A 25892-nucleotide genomic window follows, 5' to 3' on the forward strand; every position below is an offset into this window, starting at 1 on the left:
ATTTGTGAAAAGAGTCGTTATCACTGGAATGGGAATCATTTCACCGTTAGGAAACAATGTAGATGATTATTGGCAGAACCTTTTAAATGGAATATCTGGAATCAGTATGATCGAGCATTTAGATGCCTCTTCATTAAAAACAAGAATAGCTGGAGTTGTAACGGACTTTCATCCAGAAGAAAGATGGGGTACAAAGGAAGCGAAGAAGCTTGACCGATTTAGCCAGTTTGCATTAGCAGCAGCAGATGAAGCTTTATCTAACTCTCAGCTAGACTTAAATAAAGTAGACAAAGAGCGGCTAGGTGTCTATGTAGGTTCAGGGATTGGCGGTTTAACCACCCTTATTGATAATGTAAATACATTAAATCAACGAGGGCCTAATCGAGTAAGTCCTAATTTAGTGCCGATGATGATTTCAAACGCTGCTGCGGCACAAATTAGTATTAGATTCGGAGCCCAAGGTCCTTCCCTTTCTCCTGTAACAGCTTGTTCCATTGGAAATACCTCGATTGGGGAAGCTTTTCGCACCATTCGAAATGGTGATGCAGACGTGATGTTTGCCGGTGGAGCGGAAGCAGCTATTACAAATTTATCCTTAGCTAGCTTTGGTAATGCAAGGGCCTTATCTACTAATAACGAGGAACCCACATTAGCAAGCAGACCTTTTGATAGAAATCGAGATGGATTTGTAATGAGTGAAGGTGCGGCAATCTTGGTCGTTGAAGACTTGGAACATGCCCTTAAGAGAAATGCTAAGATATTAGCTGAAATTATTGGCTATGGAGCGAGCTCTGACGCTCATCATATGGTTGCAACCCATCCAGAAGGAAGAGGCGCATATCTCGCCATGAAAAATGCATTAGCAAAAGCAAATGTCTCCCCTTCTGATGTGGATGTAATTAGTGCTCATGCGACTAGTACACCAGTAGGCGATTTATCGGAAACATTAGCTATTAAGAAATTATTTGAAGCGGAAGCTTATAAAATACCAGTAACCGCGAACAAATCGATGCTTGGTCATATGCTTGGTGCCGCGGGTGGAGCGGAGGCAATCGCCTTAGTTAAGAGTTTGCGAGAAGGTATTATTCCACCAACTATTAATTTAAAAACTCCAGATTCTGACTGTGATTTAGACTATGTCCCAGAAGGAGCAAGAAAAGCTTCCTTATCTATTGGTTTATCCAATTCCTTTGGGTTTGGCGGTCATAATTCTGCGATTTTGTTGAAAAAGTATTAAAGGGAAAAAACTAGGAAAATCACTATCAGCGTTTCCTAGTCTTTTTTATCGGAATTTAGGAAGCAAGCTTTTCCTCAGTATTCACGTTATCTATAAACGCAAAATATGGTAGTAGCATTCCTAGTAGGGAAATAATAGCAATTAATGTTCCAATTAAAATGTACAAAGGTCGGATTCCCCATACTTCACTTAGAACTCCACTTATTAATACGCCAAGCGGCATCATTGCACGAATGATAAAAGAGCGCACGGAAATAATTTTTCCCATTAGATGATTAGGAACAGTTTGCTGACAAATCGTTATATTATGGATACTAAAAAAAGCCATCGCGATACCTGCAATCAATTCTGTTGCTATGGCAAAAATGAGCGAGCTAGTTATCCCAAGATTAATATAAGTCAACCCTCCAATTAAAAGTGCCCCTAGCATCAATCTTCGTCTTGAGGCGTATTTTAATTTCCCAACCAATAATGTCCCTATCATATAGCCTAACGGAAATCCCGCCATAAAATAACCATACATGGCATTATTTCCGTATAGAACCGTTTTGATATATGGAATATTAATTACCATCGTAACCCCTACTCCAAATTGGACAAATGCTAGAAAAACTCCTAACCACACTATCGTCCTTTGCTGAAAAAAATAACTGATTCCCTCCATAAATTCAGTACCCCATGCTTTTCTCTCGAGGGCACTGAAAAAGTATAGTATCTCCAAAATAAATAAGAATTTATTTATTTGAAAGCGAATATTAAGTTGGTTTGGAGAGGTGACCGCTTGACTCCTATGGGAACAGCGAGAAAGTCCGAGACCCTGCAGGAGCGTGAGCTGTGAAGCGGCTCGGCGCTCGCCCCATGGAAAGCAAGTGGGCACCTCGGAAAACAATTTACACATCTAAGTTTAAAAGGCAGTTACGGCCAATCATCAATAGCTATCAGTTTTTCAGTGCCCTCTTTTCTCTCCGGTCTCTTTTCTCTTTCTTCGGAAACTCCTAATAAAAGACTTCCGCTAATAATCAAGGAAAGGCAAATAAAAGATAAAGTGCTGTTAACCCCGATATATTCAATGACCACCCCTGCCATAACAGGAGCCGTAAAGGTCATTAATCTCGCCATTCCTTCTATGTATGCATTAGCTGTATGCAATTGTTTTTTTGAAACAATACTGGATAGTATCGCTTGATTGGCTGGTGAATAAATAGGTGTTATTAATCCTATAATGATTTGGACAATAAAAATATGCCATGGGACTAATGTGTTTGTCATAACACCGATAAGGGGTATGACAAACACAAGTCCCCTGCTCCAAAGTGCAAAAATCATGGTCCATTTTCTACTCCAACGATCAATATAAGGTCCAATAAAAAGCTGAAGCGCAAGGGAGGGCAGGAAATATAATAGCCACATACTCCCCAATGCCCAAGATGAGTCTGTTATTTCATAGATTAATAACGAATTGCAAAAGGTTCCAAAAGCTCCTGCTAATTCTGATATGCCATTACCAATCCACATATATGTAAATGATTTATTTCGAAAAATATACAAACTAGCACCACTTTCTTTGGTTTGGCTGATATATTTCTATTTTGGCTGATATCCTTGTTACTTTGGCTGATATATTCATATTTTGGCTGATATCCTTGGTGGTTTGGCTGATATATCCTTATTTTGGTTGATATCCTTGGTGGTTTGGCTGATATATTCTTTTTTTGGCTGATATCCTTGGTGGTTTGGCTGATATATTCTCATTTTGGCTGATATCCTTGGTGGTTTGGCTGATATATTCTTTTTTTGGCTGATATCCTTGGTGGTTTGGCTGATATATTCTTTTTTTGGCTGATATCCTTGGTGGTTTGGCTGATATATTCTTTTTTTGGCTGATATCCTTGGTGGTTTGGCTGATATATCCTCATTTTGACTGATATCCTTGGTGGTTTGGCTGATATATCCTCATTTTGACTGATATCCTTGGTGGTTTGGCTGATATATTCCTATTTTGGCTGATTTCCTTGTTACTTTAGCTGATATATTCTTTTTTTGGCTAATTTCCTTGTAGAATTGGATCTTATTATACTGCGTTTCAATCATTTTTTTGTGGTTTCTTCTAAATCCCTCATTGTTGAAAGTATTGCTCTAATTCTTTTGCTAATGACATGATAGCTCGCGTCTTTAATACATACTTCCCTTCTTCTATTCCTACTAGTTGTGCAGATCTCAATATCTTTAAATGATGGTGAATCGTTGATTTTCCCAACGCTAATTTTTCCGTCATTTCCTGAAGTGTTCGACTTTGTTCAAATAATAATTTCACTATTCTCATGCGTACTTCATCCCCTAAAGCCTTATGTTTCAATACAAGAAAATTGCTCGGCATATATTTATCACTCGGAGATAGGCTTTCATTTGAAACGGGATAATAATATACTTTCGTTTCTTCTAAATCTGCTGCAATATTCCATGGTCGATATATGTATTGTGGAATAAGTAATACTTTATAAACGCTTGGTTCTGGCATATACTTAATCCCACCCGTCGCCCATTCTACAAATTCTTCGGGTTCCATTTTCTTTTTCATTTTTTCTTTTGCACGAGCATCCGTTTGTAAGATAGATTTCAAGTTTTCCAAATCAGGTTCTATGAATGCTTTATACCAACCACTCATGACTATAATCAGATGCTGTTTCAGCTGTTGTGCATCAATCTTACAAATAAAAGAAATGTAGCTTGGAAAAAAAGGGTTGTCTTTTGTAGCTTCTCTTAATTGCTCTATCGCTTCGAGCTTTTTATCTGCTGCTTGTTCTCTAATAGGCTGATAGTTTTTACTTATAAACGGAATACATTGGTAGATCAATTCTCTTTCAGTGAGATTATTGATATATTCGCTAAATGCTTCTAGGCTGGAAAAATCCTTTTGATGGAGTAATTGAAGTAATGCCTTCCACGTATTATTTTTTTCTACATAATCTAATTCTGCTTGTAAATCGACAGAAAGACTCGTTCTTACATCTTTCCAATAACTTGTTGGCCTATCTAACGAATTGAGTAGCCGGTTATTCGTGATAGCTGCTATGCCAAGTGCACACTCCCATAGTAGTGAATACTTCATTTCAACTTGGTACGTCTCTCTTTTCCGACCAGTAGTACTAAAAACTTCCATTCAACAACACCTCTATTTTATTTTCAGTTAACTATATTCTAAATTATTAGAATTATTAATTCAACGTTTTTCGAATATTTATTCAAAAAAACTCGACCTCTTTTTTATAAAGGTCAAGTTTTTTCCAAAGATTAGTTTCTTTCTTTGCCGAAATAACTATTGCTAGCAAACAAGGACTTATTTTTATAGATGATTATACTGGCAAATGCAAGAAGTAAGCTTGATAGAACAAACACCATTCTTACGCCTAATAAATCAGTAAGCATTCCCATCAGCAAAGACCCAATACCAAAGATTCCTGTACCAATTGCTCCCAATGAGGTATATACCTTCGATAATTGTTCTTTTGGTAAGCTCGTTTGAATGACCGTTTGTTGAGGAATACTTTTTATTTGTGTAAAAATGCCAACACCAAACGATAGAACTAGCGCGAATACAGGAATACTATTTAAACTAAATAATATGGTAAGAAGAAAACTAAAGAATGCGCCTACTAATAAAAAGCTCCCTATTTTTCTTTCCACTAAGGAAGCATATTTTATACAATAGAGGCTTCCTAAAATTAGTCCTAAGAAGAAGGCTCCATTAATAAAGCCCCACCATTTTTGTTCCACTTCTAAAGCATCACTAACAAATACGTATAAAACAGCCGCAATCCATACTGTTCCAGCAAAACCCTCTAAAAGATCAATGGAGGCAATTTTTCTTAATACCGGAGTATGAAATAGTATCTCCCACCCCTCTTTGATTTGTTCTACTTTTCTAGCTGACTTAATTGTTTCTGCATAGACGGTTTCCAAAAAGCATAGTAAGAAACTGGAAATAATAAACAGACAGCTAACAAACCAAATAAGTTGTTGTGAGCTTAAAATTAGGAGAAACATACTTCCAACAAACCACATTGTTGCTTGAATCAATTGGGTCACCGTTTCTGCAATTCCGTTCGCTTTCATTAAATACTCAGGTTCAACGTAATACGGTATCAAAGTTTGTCTTATTGGATTTGCACAACCATCAAGAAATGCAATGAATCCTATGACGATAAAGACCACAAAGTAATTTGATTCATTTAACCCTGTTAATGAAAAGCCTAATAATATTAGCAATATTGTCTTCCCCAATTGAGAACCCGCCATTAACCAGTTCAACCTTACTTTTCCGACGAGAAGGGGTGTTATTATACTGGAAATAAACATACAAGTTGTAATGGTAAAAGGGACAAATGATGCAGCTGTTGCTGATCCCTTCAAGTCATAGATAATACTAATAACACTTACAATATAGAGAACATCCCCTATATTCGCAAAAGATTGCCCGATCATTAATAATGAAAAGTTTTTATTATAATTCATGTTTCATCCCCCATTATTTATTAAAGTAAATTTAGTTAATGGGAGATTATTAAATTGGACAGTTCACTTTTGTACATACTCCTTTAGAACGGATAAGCCAGGGGGATAGAGGATTATCACAAAATTTTCTTACATCTATTTTAACACCCAATAGTATATTCGGTTACCTCTTTTTAGATTTTGCTGTTTTTGATGATAAGATAGATAATTTCTCTATTACTTTTCTTGATTCTAATAAGACGCCACATATTCTTACCGCCACTTCCTCGTCATGCAAAAAAAGAGCACTTTTCCTAATGCCCTTTCTCATCATTCCATATACTATTACTAAGGTTAACTATTTTTAAAGTGACCATTTAATCAATAATCCTGCATGTGCTAGGCCTCCACCAAAACCATATAATAAAACATTATCACCGGCTTTTAATTTCCCCTCTTTCACACCTATAGCCAATGACAATGGAATAGTAGCTGCAGAAGTATTTCCGTAATGAACAAGGCTAAAGATTGTTTGTTCTATTGGAAAATTACTTTTCTCACAAATCGATTCTATCATTCTTAAATTTGCACTATGTGGGACAAACCAATCTATATCATCCAAGGACAGGCTTCCCTTTTCCGCAACAATTTTCATACCGCTCGTAACTGTTTTAATAGCCCATTTATACACTTCTCTCCCGTTTTGAACAATGCAGCCATTTCCCAGTAAATCGATGCCGTTCATTTGAGTAGCCAGATTTGTGCAATATAGATGTTGACCACCCTCCCCTTCAGACCCTATATGGGAAGAAATAAAGCTTGGTTGATCCTCCACATATTCTATAAGAACTGCCCCTGCTCCATCGCCAAAAAGGATACAAGTCGTGCGATCTGTGAAATCCGTAATTTTTGATAAAGTTTCTGCACCTACGACAAGGACTTTTTTATTTAATCCCGCTGTAATCAGCCCATTAGCAACATACAACCCATAAGTAAATCCTGCACAGGCAGCATTTAAATCAATCGCACCAGCATTCTTTATCCCTAGCTTAGCTTGCAGATTGGATGCAACACTTGGCGTTGTATAGTCAGGAGTCATCGTACAAACAATGATTAAATCAACATCATCAATCGTTTTATCGTATTGTTCTATCAAATTACGTACTGCTTTATAGCTAAGATCACTCGTATACTCTTTTTCATTTGCTATTCTCCGTTCCTTTATACCTGTTCGTTTCACAATCCATTCATCGTTCGTATCAACCATTTTTTCTAAATCATTATTTGTTAAAATACGTTCTGGAACGTATGAACCTATTGCTGTAATACGTGCTTTAGAAGCTGACATTCACATCACCTCATTATTCATTTCTTTATATTTTAACACCAATTACTATTACCTGGTACTAATTTATACTCAAACTATTCCCTCTGTTTAAAAAAATGCTATTCATCTCCCTTTAGAATATGTATTTTTGCTTTATTTGGTTTACCTATTTTTCATCAAAAATCCCTCACCTTATTATGAAGATGAGGAATCCTTCTCTTTCTGTGGACGTGGAACCCACACAGCATGATGAATTATACCAATACCATAAAATTTTAAGGAAAAAGGCTAAAAAAGACTCTATATTTGTAAATAGATACTTACAAATATAGAGTCTCACCCATACAGAAATATTAATGAATCCTAATGCGTTCCTGAAACATCCAATGTTCCTACGTCATTCTGCTTCTTTTGAAAGGTAGACTGCTCTATTCTCTTTGTCAATTGTTCAAAAAATAGGTCTTCATCTAAGGGAATGTCCACCCAACGATCTGTCCATGCAGATAAATGCATGGCATTTGAAATCGTTAATCCATCGATGCCTTCTATCCCTGGTGCGATGAGCTCTGCTCCATTTCTAATGGCATTTGTCCAATTTTCGATAATGCCAACATGCTGGGTGTTATCTCCTTCGATTGGAATGTCGCATTTCCAACACTCTGGACAACCAAATCCACCTTTAAACTCTCTATTAAATACTCTTTCTGATACGCGCAATCGCCAAAAAGTTAACTTACCATCTTCAATAACAATCTTGCCTTTATCACCTGTCACTTCTAATCTATTTGTTCCTGGCGCTTCGCCAGTAGAAGTAATAAATACACCTGTAGCTCCATTATCATATTCTACGTAAGCGGTAACATCATCTTCCACTTCAATATCGTGATATTTTCCAAAATCCATAAAAGCACGTACTCGCTTTGGCATTCCACAAATCCATTGCCATAAATCAAGTTGATGTGGATCTTGATTTAGCAGGACACCGCCTCCTTCACCAGACCAGGTTGCTCTCCAGCCACCAGAATCATAATAACTTTGCGGTCTATACCAATTTGTTATAATCCATACCGTTCTCTTTAATTCTCCCAGTTCTCCTGAATCCATTAAGTCCTTTACTTTTCGATATAATGGATTCGTTCGTTGATTATACATAATACCAAATACCTTACCACTCTTTTTAGCGACTTCATTCATTTCTCTTACCGCTTTTGTATATACTCCAGCAGGTTTTTCAATTAAGGTATGATAGCCAGCTTGTAAAGCTCTAATCGCTAGACTTGGATGATCATAATGTGGGGTAACAATCATCACTGCATCAAAAGCATTGGAATTAAAGAAATCATCCACACGATGAAAGCGTTTAACTTGTTCTCCAAATTTCTTTTTTGCCCATTCTAGCCTTTCCCCACTTATATCACAGACTGCCGTAAGCTCTGCATGAGGAATTTTGTCTGTAACCAAACTTTCAGCATGATTTGATCCCATTGCTCCGATGCCAATTATTCCGATACGCACTTTATTCATAAGGATCCTCCTCTTATTGAATCTTATTTATGATATTTTTTATTGCTCGTACAGCAACCGCAAATCTTTTTTCTTCTCCAACAGGTAAATCATAACCAGGAGAGTCTGGAGTAAGCAAAGAGAAATCAGAATAATTCCATAAATGAGGTTCTAGTGATAAAAAGCCCTCATAACCTGTTTTATATAATTCCTGTAAAATCTCTGATACGTTTCCGTCTCCTTTCCCCGCAGGTACCACATGATGATCACTGTAAACGGCATCCTTCACATGAATATACGCAATATAATCTTTTAGCAGCATAAATGCCTCTGGATAATTCTTGGCATTACATTGCACAAAATTTGCAAAGTCAAAAATTCCTTTCACATATTCACAATTCAATGTCTCTAATAGATTGAAACATCTTTCTGGCGTATCTCCATAAATGCCGGATTCATTTTCGTGGAGAAGAACCACATTTTTCCCCTCTGTAACTTGAATAAAGCTTCTCCATCGGTTTATTACTTCTTCTCTATAAACACTTGGATCCTCTCCTTTAGGCATAAAAAAGCTAAACATCCGAATATATTTACATTCCATAATCTCAGCTATCTCTAACGTATGCTTAAACAACTGTAGATGTGGTCTAAAATCGTCGGTAATATTGATTTTGCCAATTGGAGAACCAATTGCGGAGAGCTTAAATCCTCTCTCATCCATTTGACGTTTTATCTCTTGTACCTCTTCTAACGTATGATGGACAAGTAATTTTCCATTTACTCCTCTCATCTCTATAAACTTAATATCGTGTGATTCTAATACATCCATCTGCGTTTTTAATTGATCATTTATTTCGTCAGCAAATGCAGACAATATAAATCTACTCATTCTATTCACCCTCACATCAGTTTTATGAAACCACTAAAAAACTGCCATTTAATCATAATTATTGGTGACCGACTTTTAAATTAAGCTATTTCATTTGTTTACAAATAAATAAATCCTTATTTAGCTTGAAGATATTATACTTTTTAGTGCCCTCTGTTTATAGTTAAGTGACTACCAGTAGTTCTAACCGTATTTTATACTATCTACTGTCCTTTCTTCTTTGAACTTATTGCTTAATTTATTGCAAATATTGCTTTTTCGTTTTGTAAGCGCTAAAGTAAGAAGAAGAAGTATAAATTAGTCAACAAAAAAGGAGAGGTGAAATCCTTATGAAAGAAATCCTACATTATAGTAGTGATTACTTTACCTTGAACCACACAATCAATGATTCTCCTCATAATATTGATACACATATACATGACTGCTATGAGTTGTTCTACTTTATTTCTGGCGGTCTTACTTATTATATTGAAGGTCAAGTTTATGAATTACATCCCCATGATATCATCATCACAAACGCGAGAGAGCTACATAGAATTGTTTTCCATTCCAATGATTGTTATGAACGAAAGTATATTCACTTTTCCCCAGAATACATATCCTCTTTTCAAATAGAAGAATATAATATGTTTCATTTTATTGAACGTAGAAAATTGGGTTATTTTAATAAGATTTCTGCTAAAGATGTACGAGAAGCAGGAATTGATAAGATGTGGGCGCAAATGGAAGAAACAGCACTTAGTCATTCTCCTGAAAAGATAATCTTAATGAAAACCTATTTCATACAGATGCTCATTAATATGAATAACATCTTTATGACATATAATAATCCTTTGGTGACTAGTCAAAGTTATAATCAAAAAGTGGTCGCCATTTTAGAATTTATCAATAAAAATTTAGACAAAAAAATTACATTACATTTATTAGAGACGGAGTTTTTTGTAAATAAATATTACCTCTGCCATATTTTTAAGAAGAGCACAGGATTTACGGTTATGGAATATTTAACATATAAAAGAATTATGTGGGCGATGGATTTGCTCCTGTCGGGTGACTCGGCACTGGATGTAGCTCATCGTGTTGGATTTGGGGACTATTCTAGCTTTTATAAGGCATTCAAAAATATTACTGGTTCTTCTCCTAGACAGTATTGTAATCAATAAGTTCCTTATAAATTAAAAAAGAAGGAAGATTTACATTCGCGAAATCTCCCTTCTTTTTATCAACTATGTTCTTCTGTAATTGTTGAAATCTGCCATGTTATCCCAAATTTATCTTTCACTTGTCCAAAAGATGGGCTCCAAGGAGTTTCTTGAAGAGGCATTACTACTTCTCCACCATCTAAAAGTTTATCATATACTTCTTTTGTTTTTTCTGGATTATTTAAGAGAACTGCTACATCCACTTGTGAACCAACTTGGAATGGTTGTCCAGGGAAAGTATCAGATATCATGAGAAATGTATTTCCGATTCTTAATTGTGCATGTAAAACAAGATTTTTTGCTTCCTCCGAAAGGGGAAATTCTGGGTTATCAGGCAGATCGGCATATGTTTGTACGCCAAGGTTTTCAGCTTCTAATGCCTGTTCATAAAATGCAACTGCTTCCTTGCCATTTCCATTCGTTCGTAAATACGGATGAATTCCTAAAATCATAAATACACCTCTTTAACTTTTTTCCATGTATCTTCCTCTCATTATTCTTACCAAATTTCTTTCTAGATAATCTTCCCCATTCTATTCCTTTACTTACTGTTTAGAAGGCTTTCTGCCTAATTCCGCTTATTTATTTTATCCAATACTTTTACCAATAATTGTCCTCGTTCATTTAATGATGATATAACCATAAACTCATCGTCTTGGTGTGCATTTCCTCCCCTTGGTCCTAAACCATCTATTGTAGGAATTCCCATATTTCCTGTGAAGTTACCATCTGAACCACCACCACTATAGGTAGATCCTAAATCTATATTCCATTCAGAAGCAGCATCTCTCATGAATGAAAGTAATTCATTCTGCCTTTCATCCGTTTTCCATGCTGGTCGAGTAATCCCTCCGCTAATTTCAATACGAGTATTTGGAGTTTCCGTGAAGCTGCAAATTTCTAAAATTTTTGCTTGAGCAAATTCTCCCTGTTCCTGTGTTTCAAAACGCAAGTCAATTCCTGCTTCTGCGAAGGGTGCAATTGTATTAACAGATTGACCACCGCTCACTAAACCTACATTTACATGAATACCTTCCTTTTTCGTCAACTCATGTAATGCAACAATTTTTAATGCAAGCTCTTGTATAGCACTTGCCCCTTTCTCTGGTGCAACACCGGCATGTGCTGATTTTCCGTATATTTTCACAAAGAATTTCCCGCCACCTTTACGGCCAGTAACCACATTTCCAGCTAGATCAGCAGGCTCCATAATAAACACATACTGTACTTTCTTTGCAGTAGCTACTATCAATTCTCGCGATGAAATGGAACCTATTTCTTCATCTGTATTAATAATTATCAAGACATTTTTATATGCATCATTATTTTGCGAAATTAAGTATTTTAAAGCATACAATGTCATTACATGACTTGCCTTCATATCGAAAACTCCTGGACCTTTTGCAAAATCCCCTTCCACTGTAAACGGACGTTTGGCAACTGTGCCAGCGGGAAAAACGGTATCAATATGTCCAATTAGTAAAATGCTTGGATTTGTTGCCTCTTCATGCTTTAAGACGATATTATTTCCTTTGTCTGGTATTTCGTGTACATCTGCAATAAAACCAAGCTGGGCAAATTCATTAATTAAAATGTCTCCTACTTTATCTACTCCTGCTTTCTGATAGGATCCACTATCTATATTTACGATTCGCTCAAGCAAGTGGAGCATATTATCCTTTTCTTTTTCAAAATAGTCTTGCATTCCTCTACCTCCCTATTTATCATACAAATCGATATTTTATCTACAATTATCAATTTATCAGAAATATCAAAAAAATAAAAACATAACAAACGATTATTATAGACTAAAAAGGCAAAAGGAGAGAAAAACTTATTTAGTTCCTCTCTCCTTTTGCTATATACTAGTTAAGAATTGAAATCATATATTTTTCCTTTAATCAAATACCCTGTACTTTCCGCCATATTTGTAATATGGTCAGCAGTTCTTTCCAAATAGCGATTGATAAATAATAATTGGACAAGCTGATTCGTTTCTTCTGGATGCTCACTTAAGTATGCTGTCAGTTTCTTATATGTTTCTAAATAATAATCATCTACTTCATCTTCTAGCTTACTAATTTCTTTCGCAAGGACAATATCTTCTTCTATAAAGGATTGAATTGCCTTTTTCAGCATTTCAACAGATATTTCCTTCATTTTTTCTAAATGAGTGATATCTAGTAGCGAAGTCGGTTTTCCTATCTTGATCGTTGCTTTGGCGATGTTTACAGCAAAATCTGCAACTCGTTCTATTTCAGAGGAAATTTTGATAACACCAATTACAACACGTAAATCTCTTGCAACTGGCTGCTCTTTCGCCATTAACCAAATCGCAAAATGATTAATTTCAGATTCAAGGTTATCAATATCCGTATCTTCCTCCATCACCTTTAAAGCAATTTCTACATCTTGTGCTTTTAAGGCATCAAACGACTCTTCCAAAGAAACAATCGACATTTCACCCATTTCGCTAATTTTTCCTTTTAACTCTTCAAGTTTCTTCTCAAAATTCTCTCGAATGACCATTATTTCCTCCTATTATCCAAAGCGACCTGTTACATAATCTTCTGTGCGCTGATCTCTTGGTGTAGAAAAAATCTTGTTTGTTTCATCATATTCAACCACTTCACCATTTAAGAAAAAGGCTGTTTTATCGGAAATCCGTGCCGCTTGCTGCATATTATGTGTAACAATAACAATCGTATATTCTTTTTTCATTTTTGTAATCAACTCTTCTACTTTCAAGGTAGAAATCGGATCTAGAGCCGACGTCGGCTCATCCATTAGAATGACATCTGGTTTCATTGCAATGGCACGGGCTATACAAACACGTTGCTGCTGTCCACCTGACAAGCCAAGTGCAGAGGTTTTTAGACGGTCTTTTACTTCCTCCCAAATCGCAGCCCCTCGTAAGCTCTCTTCCACAATTTTATTTAATTCTTTCTTATTCTTTATTCCTTGCATTCTCGGACCATAGGCAACATTATCAAAAATACTCATTGGGAATAAATTAGGCTTTTGAAATACCATACCTACTCTTGTACGTAATTTTATGACATCATTTGAAGCATATATATTTTCCCCATCAATGACGATATCTCCTGCAATTTTTACACCATCAATTAAATCATTCATACGATTAAGTGTTCTTAGGAAGGTTGATTTTCCACATCCAGATGGTCCGATTAAAGCCGTTACCTTTTTTTCTTCAATATCAAGAGATACGCCAAACAGTGCTTGCTTTTCCCCGTAAAATAAATTCAAATCACTCACACTAATTTTCGATGTACCAAGTGTAGCTTCTTCTTGACCGACCTGTAAAAATGCTTTCCCAGTTTTCTTTTGGTTTTTTTCCTTTACTGTTGTAGTCATAAACATACTCCTTATGAATTAGTAGTCTGCTTTATTCAACTTTTTGGATATATATGTTGCAATAAGGTTGATAGCTAGAATTATTACAATTAAAACAATCCCGACTGCAGCAGCTAGTTCTATATCTCCAGACTCTTGTGTTACTAAAAACGAATGAACGGTTAATGTTCGTGCAGAAGAAAGCAAGCCCTCTGGCATTGCTGCAACTGTTCCGGCAGTCAAGAAAATAGCTGCAGACTCCCCAACAATTCTCCCGATGGAAAGAATTATTCCGGATAAGATACCTGGCATCGCACTAGGTAAAATAACCTTATATAATGTTTGTAATCTCGTTGTACCAAGGGCTAAAGATCCTTCTCGATAGGTTGGAGGAACTGTTTTTAAAGATTCCTCTGTAGTTCGGATAATAACCGGTAAAACAATAATTGCTAATGTTAAGGAAGCTGCTAAAATAGACATTCCTAATTTTAAGGTTGTTACAAAGAATACTGCCCCAAATAAGCCGTAAATAATCGAGGGAATACCTGTTAAGCTTTCTGTTGCAAAGCGAATTACTTTTACCAATCGGCCTTGCTTCGCATATTCTTGTAAATAAACAGCCGCTAATATCCCAATCGGTGTTGCAATAATTAAAGAAATGACAATCGTATAGATGGTTGTTACAATCATTGGCCAAATTCCGCCACCACCTGTTGGGGAATAATCGCCAAAAATAAACTCGAAGCTAATTAAATGTGCACCTTTATAAAATATATATCCTACAATCATTACGAGTACGGCAACGGATAAGATGGCAGAAAACCAAAGAAGTCCATGCAACAAATTATCTTTCATCTTTCTCATCTTATTTGCCACCCTTCGAACTAATTTTTGCTAAAACAAAATTCAAGATTAGAATAAATGAGAATAATACAATCCCTGTTGCAAATAGCATTTCTTGATGCGTACCAGCAGCATAGCCCATTTCAAGAGCAATGTTAGTTGTTAACGGACGAATACTATCTGTTAAGCTTGTTGGCACAATCAAACTATTACCAGCAACGAGAATTACTGCCATTGTTTCTCCAATTGCTCGCCCTAACCCTAATACAATAGCTGTCATAATCCCGGATTTAGCAGCTGGGACCACGACTTTAAAAATAGTGCCGATTTCCGATACTCCAAGTGCAAGAGATCCTTCACGATATGTTCTTGGTACAGCGCGAATCGCCGTCTCTGCCACTGTCACAATCGTTGGCAGCATCATAATTGCTAACACTAAAATAACAGCTAATAAGCTTTGACCCTTTACTAATCCTAATGTATTTTGTAAAAATGGAACAATAATTGCTAGACCAAAAACCCCGTATAAAACGGAAGGAATACCTGCTAAAAGCTGAATGGCTGGTGAAACAATTTTCGCTATCCGCTTTGAAGCGATTTCTGCGAGAAAGATTGCCGTAAACAAACCAATCGGAACGCCAATAATAAGTGCTCCAACTGTTGCATATAGGGATGCAACAATCATTGGCCAAATTCCAAATTTCCCTTCACTCGGCACCCAGTCGACGCCAAAAAGAAAGTCAAAAAAACTAAATCCTTCCGCGATAAATGGATGAGCTCCTTTATAAAATACAAATCCAATAATTAATAACAAACTAATGACGGAAAGAAGAGCACAAACCAAGAATACTCTTGCTGACACCTTCTCAAACAAATATTTTCTTTTATTTGCCTTGCCCATCTCTGAGGCTTGCTTTTCAGTCGTTTGAATAGACACTTTGTTTTCCTCCAAGATTACTTCTAAAGATTTGGTTTTACTTTATTGGGATAACCCCTGCTTCTGCTGCAATCTTTTGACCTTCATCACTTAAAATATAATCGATGAATTTCTGTCCATTCGCAGTTAGATCTCCTTCTTTATAAACAAACAAAAACGGTCGTGATAAACTATATTTTTTTGCTAATACATTTTCAGCCGTGGCTTCTACACCATCAATATCGATTGTCGAAATAGTATCATCAATATATTCAAAGGAAATAAAGCCAACTGCATGTTTATTATTTGCAACGGTTGTTTTAATATTTCCATTCCCACTTGCGATGATAGAGTTTCTAATTAATTCGCCTGAGCTATAGCCTACAATCTCCTGGAAGGCATCACGTGAACCAGATCCATCCTCCCGAGAAACAACCACAATCTCCATGTCGTCTCCACCAAGCTGACTCCAGTTCGTCACTTCACCAGTGAAAATTTGCTTTACTTGTTCTAAAGTTAAATCTTTTACTTTATTGCTCGGATGAGTGACTACTACAATTCCATCAAAAGCAATTACAACTTCCTTTAATTTTTGCATTTCATCTTCCTTTAAATCCCTGGAAGACATCCCAATCTCTGAGACACCACTTATTGCATTTGTAATACCTGCAGAAGACCCAATTTGATTTATTTCAATTTTTGTATTATCGTGTTCATGGTATTTTGCCGCTAATTTCTCAGCAAGCGGTCCAACGGAAGTAGATCCTGAAATCGATATTGGTTTACTGTCATTTGTCGATTGTTCTGTTTCTGCATTACTTGCACATGCTGATAATAAAGCAAGTATAGTCAGGAACATGAATACCATTTTTAATTTTTTAATTATGACCATGATTTACCTCCAAAAGAATAGCAACTTTTCTTTGTCATATCTTGTCTAATAGTATGATAAATCTCCAGTGTAAATATTCCATTGACTCTATGTAAAGGTTTTGTAAATTACGTTAAAAACAAGATAGTGTGTGTTATTTTTTGTAAAAATAATTTTAATAGATAGATGATAGTAAAAATTTTAGAAACCATCTTACAAAACTTTTCAAAAACGAACAGATAATATACCTAATCTTTTTCTCTGTATAATTTATATTTAAACTGGTATAACTTTCTAAAAAGCAGCGTTTAAGATTATAATAGGCGAAGATGTATTATTTTATGTAGGTTAGGAGGTTGCAAAATGGACAAACAAGGTCAAGAAAGATTTTTATCCTTTATTTTACAAAGAGTACAAGAAGGAAAGGAAGAAGAAGCGAAAGCCATATTAATGGAAAACTTCCGAAAACAAAATGAAGGCACTTTTTCTCAAAGTGATATTGCAGAATTTATTCCTAAAATGATTACTCTGATAAGACCAGAAAAATTAGAAGAAATCCAAGCAATTGTAAAGCAGTTTTCCGGGAACTTCGGAAGTAAGTAAGAATGTAGACTTTCATTTAAATAGAGCTCACAAAACAGAACTATCTCCAATGCTTGTCTTTTTTATCCCACTTATCCTTTTATTGAATATGATATTGGGTGTAAAGTGAATGGGCGGTAGATAATAAATGAGTGGACATTTTAAAGAAATATTCGGATCTACAATCAACACGATTGGTACTATCCAAGCTGCTATTGGAAGTACCCCTTCGTTCCACCTTTCTAAAGAAACGCATTATCAACTCCGGTTAGTTGGTAATGTATTACAAGGAACAGGCAGCGCATTATCAGCTGACGGACAAGGAACGATTTCATTAGAAATGCTAGGAGATGAAATTCAAGCAATTGGAAATTCAACGGTTGTAACCGGCTTAATTCTTTATAAATTGAGTAAGATCCCAACTGAACAAAAATTAATTATTACGGGTAGCTGGATTCAAGCATTAGGTAGCTTTGTCGGACTTACAGATGAATTTTTTGACCATACGGCAGATGGAAGAATCGAAAATATAATTGGTGGTTTATTACAGGGGATTGGAAATTCTTTGCAGGCAGTGGGTGGAACGGAACAATTAAAAGGTATAAGTAGCCAGCAAAACCTCGGTACCATCGGAAGCTGGATTCAAGCGACTGGAGCTGTCCTTTCGCTCATTGGGCAAATAAAAGAAGAAGTTGAAGAAATCGTCTTAAATATAAATGAATAATTAGTGCTGGTAGTAGAAAGAGAGGAAGAAAAACTCTTCCTCTCTACTGGATTTAACTACTATTGCACGCAAACTTTAATAGATATATATTACCCCTGAACATCACGTTTGGGAAACCCTTTCACGCTGGCAACCATTAATCCCGCTCCAATAATTATTAGTATAAATAATGGAAGAAACGTAGCATCCTCAATAGGAACTTGTGGAACGTGACCAAATGGAGAAAGTTTGCCTACCCAATTTGGAAATTGAAATAAGTTTCCTAAATATAAAACGAAAAAGGAATATAAAAAGTAACCCCATATCCAGCTCGTAAATCTCGGGAGAAGTCCATTCAGAATGGCCGCAAACCCAATCATTACAATCATCGCCGGAAAATACACGATGGCAGCATGATAGATCATACTAAATGATATTCCCTCTTCTATTACTGCTACAGCTGCAGACCACAAGCCAATCGCACTAAGAGATAGCATCACAAAACCATTTACAAGTGCAAGCACTACATAAGAGCCAATCAGCTTTTCCCGCGATATTGCGCGAACCAATAAATGCTCTAATCTTCCCTTTTTTTCCTCCACACGAAGTTTGTTCATCGCCATAACAGGAGGAATGGTTGCAATTAGGGAAAGCACAATCATTAATGTCGGAATAAATTGCTCAACGATCGATGTTCCTTCTGCATGTTGCAGCATTTGTTGATACATATCATTGCCTTCAAAAAATGATTCCAAATCACCGAATATTGAACCATAGGAGGCACCTAAAATATATAATCCAATTGCCCAAGCTATAAATCCTGTACGCTGTAAGCGAAATGCTAATCCAAGTGGACTTTGTAAAAAGCGTGATGCATATCTTCTACCTGATTTTGCAGCTATAAATCCTTGTTCCAAATCACGAATACTATTTAGAAAATTTGCTAGCACGTATAAGATGGCAGCAAGAGCCAGCATCAATAAGATGGCTCCCCAATTATTTGATGAATAAACCGCTGCTTTTGATACCCATCCTAACGGTGATATCCATGTTAATGTCTCATTACTTACATCTGTGACTGCTCGAAAAAGATAAGAAAGAATTAATACAGCAATAGACCATCCAATCGTCCCTCGAGAATTCTCTGATAGTTGGGCAAACACCGCCGTCACTCCTGTAAAAACGAAACCTGTTCCTCCTAATGCTGCTCCGTATAGTAACGATCCTTCAAGGTCCATGCTTTCAATTCCAAGAGCATATAGTCCAAAGCCGATTAATAACGCTAACGCAATAAATGTTCCACTCGTTACGATTAATGTAGCATTTAAATAAGAAAGACGACCCGTTGGCAGGGAACGAAGAATTTCAATACGACCATCTTCCTCATCTGCTCTTGTATGGCGGGTAACGAGCAAAATGGCCATTATCCCAACAATCACAGCCGTCATAACGATCATTTGATGTGCTGTCATGGCTCCAATTGTATAATGATCAAGATCTCCTGTCCCAAGCATCGCAGTCATTGCCGGGTTTGTCATTGTTTCTGTAATAGCGTCCCTATCCTGTTGTGTTTGATATAAACCATCTAATGCAGGAGGAGTAATTAAAGTAAAAAGAACTAATCCTATTAGCCATAATAGAATTCTTATCCGATCAAGCCGGAGAATAAATCGTGAAAGGAGACCAGTGTTAGCAAATCGATTTCGATTCATTAACGTACACCTCCAGTTTCTTTCCCTTCTCCTTTATCTTTCCTTTCATAATGACTCATAAATAAGTCTTCAAGGGTTGGTGGTGCGCTTTCAAGCTTTACAATCCCAAACTGACTAATATATTTGATTGTATTATCCAGTTCCTCGGTATCTACTTGAAAAGACATACCTTTATCTGTATCTTTTATTTCGTATACCCCTGGTAATTCATGCAAGGATCCAATAGCTTCCCTTGTCTCCACAAGCATATATGTTCTTGTTAAGTGACGCAGTTCTTTTAATGTACCACTTTCAATGATTTGTCCCTGTCGAATGATTCCGACCCTATCACATAATTTTTCTACCTCTGAAAGTATATGGCTTGATAGAAGGACGCTTTTTCCTTTCCTTTTTACTTCCATAACACACTCTTGAAATACTTTCTCCATCAGCGGATCAATTCCGGAGGTTGGTTCATCTAAAATATATAAATCAGCATCTTGCGAAAAGGCAGCAATTAGTGCAACCTTTTGACGGTTTCCCTTCGAATAAGTTCGACATTTCTTTGTTGGATCCAAATCAAATTTTTTTATCAATTCTTCTCTTCTGTTAGTTATATTGTTTCCTCGTAATTTAACAAATAAATCAATTACTTCCCCGCCAGTTAAATTCGGCCATAAATTGACATCCCCAGGTACATAAGCCAAGCGCTTGTGAATGTCCACCGCATCCTCCCAAGCATCCTTGCCAAATAACTTCACATCGCCTGCTGTTGCCTTTAAAATGCCAAGCAACACGCGGATTGTCGTTGATTTCCCAGCTCCATTCGGACCAATAAATCCAAATATTTCCCCACTGCCTACTTCAAAATTAACCCCATTAAGTGCTGTAAATCCTCCAAACTTCTTCGTTAAATTCCGGACTTCCAATACACTCATCGTTTTTCCCCCTCATTTATAAAAACTATTTTTCAGTAAGGTAGAATAGGTCTCCCATTCTTCAAATATTCTCTCCGACTCTATCAAAACTCAGTTATCTATGGGATCAATTCCTACTATATACTTACTACGCGGGAGATAATAGATTTCATATTTCTCCTCTTTGAACATTTCTATATCAAAATTCGTATTTGTTTTAAATACTTCTCCATCCATACTTTTATACACATAATCGACTGCTCCACCATACATTCCCGATGGATAATCCACCTCATAATCCGCTAAAACAATAACCTTCTCCACAGCCTCACTTTCAAGGTAATCTTTTGAATCTGCTATATTATTAATCCATTCAATTCCTAAAAAGATATACGCTAATCCTAAAAAGATAATGGTAAGGAAAGTAGCTGGCACTATTAATTTCTTTGGTTCTGCTGCCTTTTTAGCCAATAGGAGATAGATACTTCCAATCAGAACAATCAATCCAGCAATTAAAAACAAGCCTCCCCAAGTTGAATAGACGATAACAGCCTTTAATAAAAAGAAGATGAAGGGATAATGCCCTTCTGTCAAATTTTTAACAAACAGCATATCTGTAACAAGCAAGCTAAAATATACCCAGATTACGAATAATGCAAATACTGCTATGAAGACATACGCTTGCCATTTATCCCACCAAGTTTCAGTTTGCTCTATGCCTTGTTTGTTCTCTCGCTTGGTTTTCGCGGTCATTTTTATCCCTCCAATTTTTTATAATAAGGGATTACGATTTACTAGAACAGAAGGTTCCGCTTACCTAATTTTTTGAGTAAATAGTCTGATATAAGGAGATGTTGTATAAGTAAAAATTCTTTTTTCCTATTGAAACAACAAACACGAACTATAATGCAAAATAATTATATTATAGTTCGTATTTGTTTTTTTGAAAAATGTTTAAAAACGAAGTGAAATGGAGCGGAGGACGCTCGACTCCTGCGGGAAATAGAGGAAAGGCTGAGACCCCGCAGCGCAGTGAGGAGGTCACTGAAAAAGTATAGATTTTCCAAATTAAATAAGGATTTATTTATATGAGAGCAAATATTAAGTTGGTTTGGAGAGGCGATAGCTCGACTCCTATGGGAGCAGCGAGAAAGTCCGAGACCCTGCAGGAACGCAGTGACGAAGCGGCTCGGCGCTCGCCCCATGGAAAGCGAGCTGTCGCCTCGGAAAACAAATGAAATACCTAAATTTAAAAGTCAGCCACCAACAATTATAATGATATTGCAGTTTTTCAGTGGTCTCGCAGTGAGGAGGCTCAGCTTCCTCTCCGGCGCATCGTGCGTCTGTAGCGCAATGGAACGATTTAGTTTTTACAGTTAACTATATTTTTTAAAAAATAAAGTAGCTTTATTTAAGAGCTGGATTAAAGATTGTTCGTCTTTAAAGATTAGTTATTTAGTTTTGTCCCATCCTCATAGATTAATTTACAATGATTATTTCTTGGAATAGGATTTAACTTATTCCTTTGCCAAGTCTTCTTTTTCCGAAAATCTAAACGGTCATCTTCCAGCTCGACAAAGCTAGCCAATTTTCCTTCTCTTTATAATCAGGCATTATTCTTCCAACAAGCCTCCAAAAGGATCGGTCATGATTAAGATGAACCATATGACACATTTCATGCACAACAACATAATCAATTACTTCAAGTGGAGCCATCGCTAATCTCCAATTAAAGGTTAATTGGAAATTAGCATCACAGGTTCCCCAATTGGTTTTGCTATCTGTAATACGTATCGATCGGGGCTTTGTTTTAAAGTTGCTTTGATAGAAGGAAACTCTCTCTTCCATTAAAGCCTTACTTCTCTGATAATAATATCTTCTCAGTAATTGTTTGATTCTTTCCTTATCAAGATGCTTTACATAGATATGCAGGATTTCTTCAGAAAACGCAACTCTTTCTTGCGTAATAGTGATATCCTGGATAATTTGAATAGGATAGGAATTACCTAAATAAAGAAATCTTTCATTATTCTCATATACCTTTTCCTGTGGTCCATCCATTCTTTTCTTCATTTCTTGTACTTTACTATGGATGGAATCCCAGTTTCCTTCTAACACATGAATTATCCGTTCATCAGGCGTCTTTTTAGGTGCTAAAATTTCTATATTTCCATATCCATCTATCTTAATCCCAATGGAAGTTCGATTTTTATACTTTACATCAAAAAGGATGGTTTCCCCTAAATATGTATGTATCATAGCTTCACCTAACTGCTCTTAACCCCTATATTTAATGGCTAGTCCTTTTAAAAAGTTTCGAGCGAAATTATCTAAACATACTTTATAATTTTTATGCCCTTCTTTTCGTAAAAAGGCGCCTAGTTCCCCTTTTGATACATTTAATCCAGCTTTTTTAAATATATCTATCATATCATCAGTTGTTAATGACAGCGCGATTTTGACTTTCTTTAAAAGGATATTATTTACACTCGTATTGTTTTTTATTGACGATTCAGGTGTATTTGGTTGTCCTGGTTTCGGCTCTTGCTTTCCCCTTTTATAAATGATAAAGCCATTTAAAAAGGAATCTAGCATACTATTCGTCAATTTTATTTGATCATCATTCTCTGCTTCTTCATCTGACTTTTTAAGTATTTTAACTACCTCAGGTACAGATATCTCTTTCCCGCCAAGCTTAAATATTTCTGCCATTTCACTATTTTTTATTTCTAATGCATATCTTAATCGAATTAATATATCATTATTTTCCATTGTTTGACCTCCAATTTACAAAACTACTTATTTTTTTAGTTTATCTTTTTTCTTATTGCAAAGACAACACGCTAGGACATTTACTTTATCTAAAATAGCTTTGTTTATCATAATATGGAAAGCAAATGCTAGTAGTTGTTCCTTGATTTTTAGAGCTTACGAAATCAATCTTGCCATTATATTTCTCGACAATATTAAAGCATATCATCAAGCCTAAACCTGTTCCTTTACTTTTTAAAGAATAAAAGGGGGTGCCAAGAGCTGCCAATTCTTCCTCCGACATTCCTTTTCCATGATCGATTACTTTTATTACAACAAACTCTTTTTCCTTTTCAGCCGTTACTATTACTAATTCGCCATAATTAGAAGCCTCAATCGCATTTTTTATAATATTTATGAGTAATTGCTTTAATTCGATGATGTTAGCCGAGATTGTACAATCCCCTGTAACCTTTAATTCAATCCGATTATCATGTAATAGACCATAGGAATGGAGCAAATCTGTGACACTCTGTAGAACATCCTTAACATCTACTATCTCTGCCGCTTGTTCTTGCTCTGGTTTTGCCATTGTTAAAAATTGTGTAATTACCTGTTCAGCCATATTTAATTCATCTATCATCAAAGTAAAATTGCGTTTTTGATCGGAGGAAAATGATTTATCCTTTTCATATAACTGCAAAAATCCTTTCACAACAGTAAGAGGATTTCGAATCTCATGGGCAACCGCTGCTGCAAGTTGACCAGATGTCTTTAGACGCTCTGATTGCTGAATTTGTTCATAATATAATTGCTGCTTTTTCATTCGCCCATTCGTTAAATAAAAAATAAAATAGATGATAATTTGGCTCGCAATAAAGTTTAAAATGTTTCCAATTAAATCCTGTTCTAAATAACTATATTGGGGCTTCTGATTCGTTAACATAATGTAACCAAATAAAATTAAAATTAATCCTCCATTTAAGTACAAGGTAAAATAAAAAAGCTTTGAATTAAAAAATAAGATGGATAGGGCCGGTATAAAACATAATAAAATAAAATTAGACCCCGTATCTGGATAAAAAAGAAACAGGGAGTAGAAATAAATGGATGCTAATCCGATGATACATATTCTAAGAGTATCTGTTTCTTTTTTAGGATAAAGCAATAAACACAAAGACAAACTGAATGCCCAGATAAGTTGAACTATAAACCCCCATCCACAATTGCTTAATCGTGGATTATCAATAAATAACCCACCAAGGATAATAGCTATAATAGCCCAAACGACAATATAGTAAATTTTTATATTAAAATTATTTTTAATCTCCTTCATGGATACCCCTTACGTTCTTAATCTTTATACACACTTTAAAATATATCATTTTTTTGAATCAAAGGGGTAAATATGACTATTTTTTTACCATATTGATAGGTTTTCTTGGTTTTACTTTCCATTTAAGTACCGATGTCAAAAAACTGAAAATTATTTTTACCGCGTTTTTTTGCATTATACATCGCATTATCTGCAAGCTTCATTATCGTATCAAGATCATTTCCGTCTTGAGGATAAAGAGAAATTCCAATACTAAATGTTACTTGATTAGATTCCGAAATAAATAAAGGCATATTGTCGATTATTTTTTTTGCTAATGATAGACAATCTGTTTGGACAGCATTTGGGAGGATGATGATAAATTCATCTCCACCAAACCTTCCAACTACATCGTCTTCTTTTATACAAAGTTTCAGGTATTCACTAACTTGCTTTAACAAAAAGTCACCTTTAGCATGCCCGTAAGTATCATTAATTTGTTTAAAACCATCTAAATCGACAAACATAATCCCGAAACTTTTATTGTTTTGTTTCGATTCTTCGATTACTTGATTAAGCCGCTCCAGCAGACTTCTGCGATTTGGAAGCTGAGTTAAAGTATCTAAATAGGATAAATCCTTTAACCTTTGGCTATTTTTTTCCTGATCCGTTACATCTCTTGCGATTACTTCTCTAGCCGGTTCCCCATCGAACAGAATATAGGTTGATTTTGCTTCAATGTATCGAACAGTTCCATCTTCGTCATATAAATTAAAATGATGGATTTTAAATTGCTGATCCATCTCATATTTTTCACTGGAGGATCTTAAGCTTTCATAAGATTTATCATTCAAAATTTCCTTCCAATGCAAATTGATCAATTCAAAAGGTTCCTTAAAGCCAAACAATTTAGCTCCTGCTTCGTTCGAATAGACGATGATTCCTTTTCGATGAACGTAAATAGCTTCTGGTGAATGATCAAGTAATCTTTGATACTGCTTTTCTTTGTCTACTGACTGACGAATGACCTTTCTAAGAAGGGCCATAAGTAGGATGAACAAAAGAAATTGGAGAATTTGAACTGCAATCGTGACAATCATTTCCCACGTTTCTTTTGAAGCTTCAAATCCAATGAACAGCTCCATTATTGCTAAAGCTACTAATATAAATAAACCTGAAATATTCATAGCTCATAAAATCAGCTAAATTCAAGGATAAAAAACTAAATTTTTATGAAACTTTTTATAAAAATGAACTGTTCAAAACTAATACTTGAATTTACTTTCTCAATGGGTCAATT

Annotated in this window: 23 protein-coding genes and 2 pseudogenes; 4 read left to right on the forward strand and 21 right to left on the reverse strand. The window is 35.7% G+C overall.

All coding sequences use genetic code 11. From position 1 onward, the window contains the following. Window positions 1-4: 4 nt before the first annotated feature. Window positions 5-1237, forward strand: a complete 1233-nt coding sequence (gene fabF, locus QQZ16_RS05960) for a beta-ketoacyl-ACP synthase II (protein WP_284561188.1) — start codon at window positions 5-7, stop codon at window positions 1235-1237. Window positions 1238-1292: 55 nt separating this feature from the next. On the opposite strand, the pseudogene QQZ16_RS05965 reads toward fabF, so the two are convergent. The 7 genes and pseudogenes from QQZ16_RS05965 to QQZ16_RS05995 form a co-directional block, all read right to left on the reverse strand. Next, window positions 1293-1925 (reverse strand): annotated as a pseudogene (locus QQZ16_RS05965) (MFS transporter); the annotation flags it as partial. Window positions 1926-2173: 248 nt separating this feature from the next. Further along, window positions 2174-2785, reverse strand: a pseudogene (locus tag QQZ16_RS05970) (MFS transporter); the annotation flags it as partial. Window positions 2786-3353: 568 nt separating this feature from the next. Beyond that, on the reverse strand, window positions 3354-4397 hold the full coding sequence (locus QQZ16_RS05975) for an ArsR/SmtB family transcription factor (protein ID WP_284561189.1): 1044 nt from the start codon (window positions 4395-4397) through the stop codon (window positions 3354-3356). Between the two features lie 131 nt (window positions 4398-4528). Next, complete coding sequence (locus QQZ16_RS05980) at window positions 4529-5749, reverse strand: MFS transporter (RefSeq protein ID WP_251628327.1); 1221 nt, start codon at window positions 5747-5749, stop codon at window positions 4529-4531. A gap of 343 nt (window positions 5750-6092) precedes the next feature. Beyond that, the gene (locus QQZ16_RS05985; RefSeq protein ID WP_031536048.1) at window positions 6093-7076 is read right to left on the reverse strand and encodes a ketoacyl-ACP synthase III; all 984 of its coding nucleotides are present in this window, start codon (window positions 7074-7076) and stop codon (window positions 6093-6095) included. Between the two features lie 342 nt (window positions 7077-7418). Continuing rightward, on the reverse strand, window positions 7419-8579 hold the full coding sequence (locus tag QQZ16_RS05990; RefSeq protein ID WP_284561190.1) for a Gfo/Idh/MocA family protein: 1161 nt from the start codon (window positions 8577-8579) through the stop codon (window positions 7419-7421). A gap of 13 nt (window positions 8580-8592) precedes the next feature. Further along, complete coding sequence (locus QQZ16_RS05995) at window positions 8593-9447, reverse strand: sugar phosphate isomerase/epimerase family protein (RefSeq protein ID WP_284561191.1); 855 nt, start codon at window positions 9445-9447, stop codon at window positions 8593-8595. Window positions 9448-9776: 329 nt separating this feature from the next. Between QQZ16_RS05995 and QQZ16_RS06000 the strand changes: the two genes are divergently transcribed. Beyond that, entirely contained in the window at window positions 9777-10610 is an 834-nt protein-coding gene (locus QQZ16_RS06000; protein ID WP_284561192.1) for an AraC family transcriptional regulator, read from the forward strand. Between the two features lie 59 nt (window positions 10611-10669). On the opposite strand, the gene QQZ16_RS06005 is transcribed toward QQZ16_RS06000, so the two are convergent. The 7 genes from QQZ16_RS06005 to QQZ16_RS06035 all read right to left on the reverse strand — a co-directional run bounded on the left by QQZ16_RS06005 (window position 10670) and on the right by QQZ16_RS06035 (window position 16654). Then, window positions 10670-11101, reverse strand: coding sequence for a VOC family protein (locus tag QQZ16_RS06005; RefSeq protein ID WP_048719315.1), 432 nt, complete (start codon window positions 11099-11101; stop codon window positions 10670-10672). Between the two features lie 116 nt (window positions 11102-11217). After that, window positions 11218-12354: a M20 family metallopeptidase gene (locus tag QQZ16_RS06010; RefSeq protein ID WP_031536040.1), complete on the reverse strand. Its 1137-nt coding sequence runs from the start codon at window positions 12352-12354 to the stop codon at window positions 11218-11220. Window positions 12355-12518: 164 nt separating this feature from the next. Next, window positions 12519-13178 carry a phosphate signaling complex protein PhoU gene (gene phoU, locus QQZ16_RS06015; protein WP_031536038.1) on the reverse strand — a complete coding sequence of 220 codons (660 nt, stop codon included), beginning with the start codon at window positions 13176-13178 and terminating at the stop codon, window positions 12519-12521. Window positions 13179-13190: 12 nt separating this feature from the next. Next, window positions 13191-14024 (reverse strand): phosphate ABC transporter ATP-binding protein PstB, encoded by an 834-nt coding sequence (pstB, locus tag QQZ16_RS06020; RefSeq protein WP_081836559.1) that lies wholly within the window; start codon window positions 14022-14024, stop codon window positions 13191-13193. A gap of 18 nt (window positions 14025-14042) precedes the next feature. Continuing rightward, window positions 14043-14867, reverse strand: coding sequence for a phosphate ABC transporter permease PstA (gene pstA / locus QQZ16_RS06025; RefSeq protein ID WP_031536034.1), 825 nt, complete (start codon window positions 14865-14867; stop codon window positions 14043-14045). 1 nt (window position 14868) lies between these two features. Next, window positions 14869-15783, reverse strand: coding sequence for a phosphate ABC transporter permease subunit PstC (gene pstC, locus QQZ16_RS06030; RefSeq protein WP_035416095.1), 915 nt, complete (start codon window positions 15781-15783; stop codon window positions 14869-14871). Between the two features lie 37 nt (window positions 15784-15820). Next, on the reverse strand, window positions 15821-16654 hold the full coding sequence (locus QQZ16_RS06035) for a phosphate ABC transporter substrate-binding protein (RefSeq protein WP_284561193.1): 834 nt from the start codon (window positions 16652-16654) through the stop codon (window positions 15821-15823). 342 nt (window positions 16655-16996) lie between these two features. Here QQZ16_RS06035 and QQZ16_RS06040 point away from each other — a divergent pair, with 342 nt between their 5' ends. Beyond that, window positions 16997-17236: a hypothetical protein gene (locus QQZ16_RS06040; RefSeq protein ID WP_031536027.1), complete on the forward strand. Its 240-nt coding sequence runs from the start codon at window positions 16997-16999 to the stop codon at window positions 17234-17236. A gap of 127 nt (window positions 17237-17363) precedes the next feature. Then, a complete protein-coding gene (locus QQZ16_RS06045) occupies window positions 17364-17939 on the forward strand; it encodes a DUF6944 family repetitive protein (protein ID WP_284561194.1) in 576 nt (191 codons plus the stop codon). Window positions 17940-18028: 89 nt separating this feature from the next. Here the strand turns inward: QQZ16_RS06045 and QQZ16_RS06050 are convergent, their stop codons facing one another. The 7 genes from QQZ16_RS06050 to QQZ16_RS06080 form a co-directional block, all read right to left on the reverse strand. Continuing rightward, window positions 18029-19630 carry an ABC transporter permease gene (locus QQZ16_RS06050; RefSeq protein ID WP_031536024.1) on the reverse strand — a complete coding sequence of 534 codons (1602 nt, stop codon included), beginning with the start codon at window positions 19628-19630 and terminating at the stop codon, window positions 18029-18031. Beyond that, a complete protein-coding gene (locus tag QQZ16_RS06055; protein WP_284561195.1) occupies window positions 19630-20547 on the reverse strand; it encodes an ABC transporter ATP-binding protein in 918 nt (305 codons plus the stop codon). The genes QQZ16_RS06050 and QQZ16_RS06055 overlap by 1 nt, the downstream gene beginning before the upstream one ends. A gap of 90 nt (window positions 20548-20637) precedes the next feature. Further along, complete coding sequence (locus QQZ16_RS06060) at window positions 20638-21279, reverse strand: hypothetical protein (protein ID WP_284561196.1); 642 nt, start codon at window positions 21277-21279, stop codon at window positions 20638-20640. A 798-nt stretch (window positions 21280-22077) separates the two neighbouring features. Beyond that, on the reverse strand, window positions 22078-22785 hold the full coding sequence (locus QQZ16_RS06065; protein ID WP_048719161.1) for a M48 family metallopeptidase: 708 nt from the start codon (window positions 22783-22785) through the stop codon (window positions 22078-22080). A gap of 18 nt (window positions 22786-22803) precedes the next feature. Continuing rightward, window positions 22804-23298: a DUF1456 family protein gene (locus QQZ16_RS06070; protein WP_031539990.1), complete on the reverse strand. Its 495-nt coding sequence runs from the start codon at window positions 23296-23298 to the stop codon at window positions 22804-22806. Window positions 23299-23383: 85 nt separating this feature from the next. Further along, a complete protein-coding gene (locus QQZ16_RS06075; protein WP_235252729.1) occupies window positions 23384-24613 on the reverse strand; it encodes a sensor histidine kinase in 1230 nt (409 codons plus the stop codon). 122 nt (window positions 24614-24735) lie between these two features. Beyond that, window positions 24736-25779, reverse strand: coding sequence for a sensor domain-containing diguanylate cyclase (locus QQZ16_RS06080; RefSeq protein ID WP_284561197.1), 1044 nt, complete (start codon window positions 25777-25779; stop codon window positions 24736-24738). Window positions 25780-25892 lie beyond the last annotated feature (113 nt).

Source organism: Bacillus sp. T2.9-1, assembly GCF_950097965.1.
GTDB classification, from domain to species: domain Bacteria; phylum Bacillota; class Bacilli; order Bacillales; family Cytobacillaceae; genus Niallia; species Niallia hominis.

What these genes read in the sequence shown, in the direction of transcription:
- QQZ16_RS05990 (WP_284561190.1), bottom strand. Translation starts at nt 8,579, where the DNA reads ATGAATAAAGTGCGTATCGGAATAATTGGCATCGGAGCAATGGGATCA.
- QQZ16_RS06060 (WP_284561196.1), bottom strand. Translation starts at nt 21,279, where the DNA reads ATGACCGCGAAAACCAAGCGAGAGAACAAACAAGGCATAGAGCAAACT.
- pstA (WP_031536034.1), bottom strand. Translation starts at nt 14,867, where the DNA reads ATGAGAAAGATGAAAGATAATTTGTTGCATGGACTTCTTTGGTTTTCT.
- QQZ16_RS06040 (WP_031536027.1), top strand. Translation starts at nt 16,997, where the DNA reads ATGGACAAACAAGGTCAAGAAAGATTTTTATCCTTTATTTTACAAAGA.
- QQZ16_RS06045 (WP_284561194.1), top strand. Translation starts at nt 17,364, where the DNA reads ATGAGTGGACATTTTAAAGAAATATTCGGATCTACAATCAACACGATT.
- QQZ16_RS06065 (WP_048719161.1), bottom strand. Translation starts at nt 22,785, where the DNA reads ATGATACATACATATTTAGGGGAAACCATCCTTTTTGATGTAAAGTAT.
- QQZ16_RS06050 (WP_031536024.1), bottom strand. Translation starts at nt 19,630, where the DNA reads ATGAATCGAAATCGATTTGCTAACACTGGTCTCCTTTCACGATTTATT.
- QQZ16_RS05980 (WP_251628327.1), bottom strand. Translation starts at nt 5,749, where the DNA reads ATGAATTATAATAAAAACTTTTCATTATTAATGATCGGGCAATCTTTT.
- QQZ16_RS05975 (WP_284561189.1), bottom strand. Translation starts at nt 4,397, where the DNA reads ATGGAAGTTTTTAGTACTACTGGTCGGAAAAGAGAGACGTACCAAGTT.
- QQZ16_RS05995 (WP_284561191.1), bottom strand. Translation starts at nt 9,447, where the DNA reads ATGAGTAGATTTATATTGTCTGCATTTGCTGACGAAATAAATGATCAA.
- pstB (WP_081836559.1), bottom strand. Translation starts at nt 14,024, where the DNA reads ATGACTACAACAGTAAAGGAAAAAAACCAAAAGAAAACTGGGAAAGCA.
- QQZ16_RS06055 (WP_284561195.1), bottom strand. Translation starts at nt 20,547, where the DNA reads ATGAGTGTATTGGAAGTCCGGAATTTAACGAAGAAGTTTGGAGGATTT.
- QQZ16_RS06000 (WP_284561192.1), top strand. Translation starts at nt 9,777, where the DNA reads ATGAAAGAAATCCTACATTATAGTAGTGATTACTTTACCTTGAACCAC.
- QQZ16_RS06005 (WP_048719315.1), bottom strand. Translation starts at nt 11,101, where the DNA reads ATGATTTTAGGAATTCATCCGTATTTACGAACGAATGGAAATGGCAAG.
- QQZ16_RS06070 (WP_031539990.1), bottom strand. Translation starts at nt 23,298, where the DNA reads ATGGAAAATAATGATATATTAATTCGATTAAGATATGCATTAGAAATA.
- QQZ16_RS06035 (WP_284561193.1), bottom strand. Translation starts at nt 16,654, where the DNA reads ATGGTCATAATTAAAAAATTAAAAATGGTATTCATGTTCCTGACTATA.
- QQZ16_RS05985 (WP_031536048.1), bottom strand. Translation starts at nt 7,076, where the DNA reads ATGTCAGCTTCTAAAGCACGTATTACAGCAATAGGTTCATACGTTCCA.
- phoU (WP_031536038.1), bottom strand. Translation starts at nt 13,178, where the DNA reads ATGGTCATTCGAGAGAATTTTGAGAAGAAACTTGAAGAGTTAAAAGGA.
- QQZ16_RS06075 (WP_235252729.1), bottom strand. Translation starts at nt 24,613, where the DNA reads ATGAAGGAGATTAAAAATAATTTTAATATAAAAATTTACTATATTGTC.
- QQZ16_RS06080 (WP_284561197.1), bottom strand. Translation starts at nt 25,779, where the DNA reads ATGAATATTTCAGGTTTATTTATATTAGTAGCTTTAGCAATAATGGAG.
- QQZ16_RS06010 (WP_031536040.1), bottom strand. Translation starts at nt 12,354, where the DNA reads ATGCAAGACTATTTTGAAAAAGAAAAGGATAATATGCTCCACTTGCTT.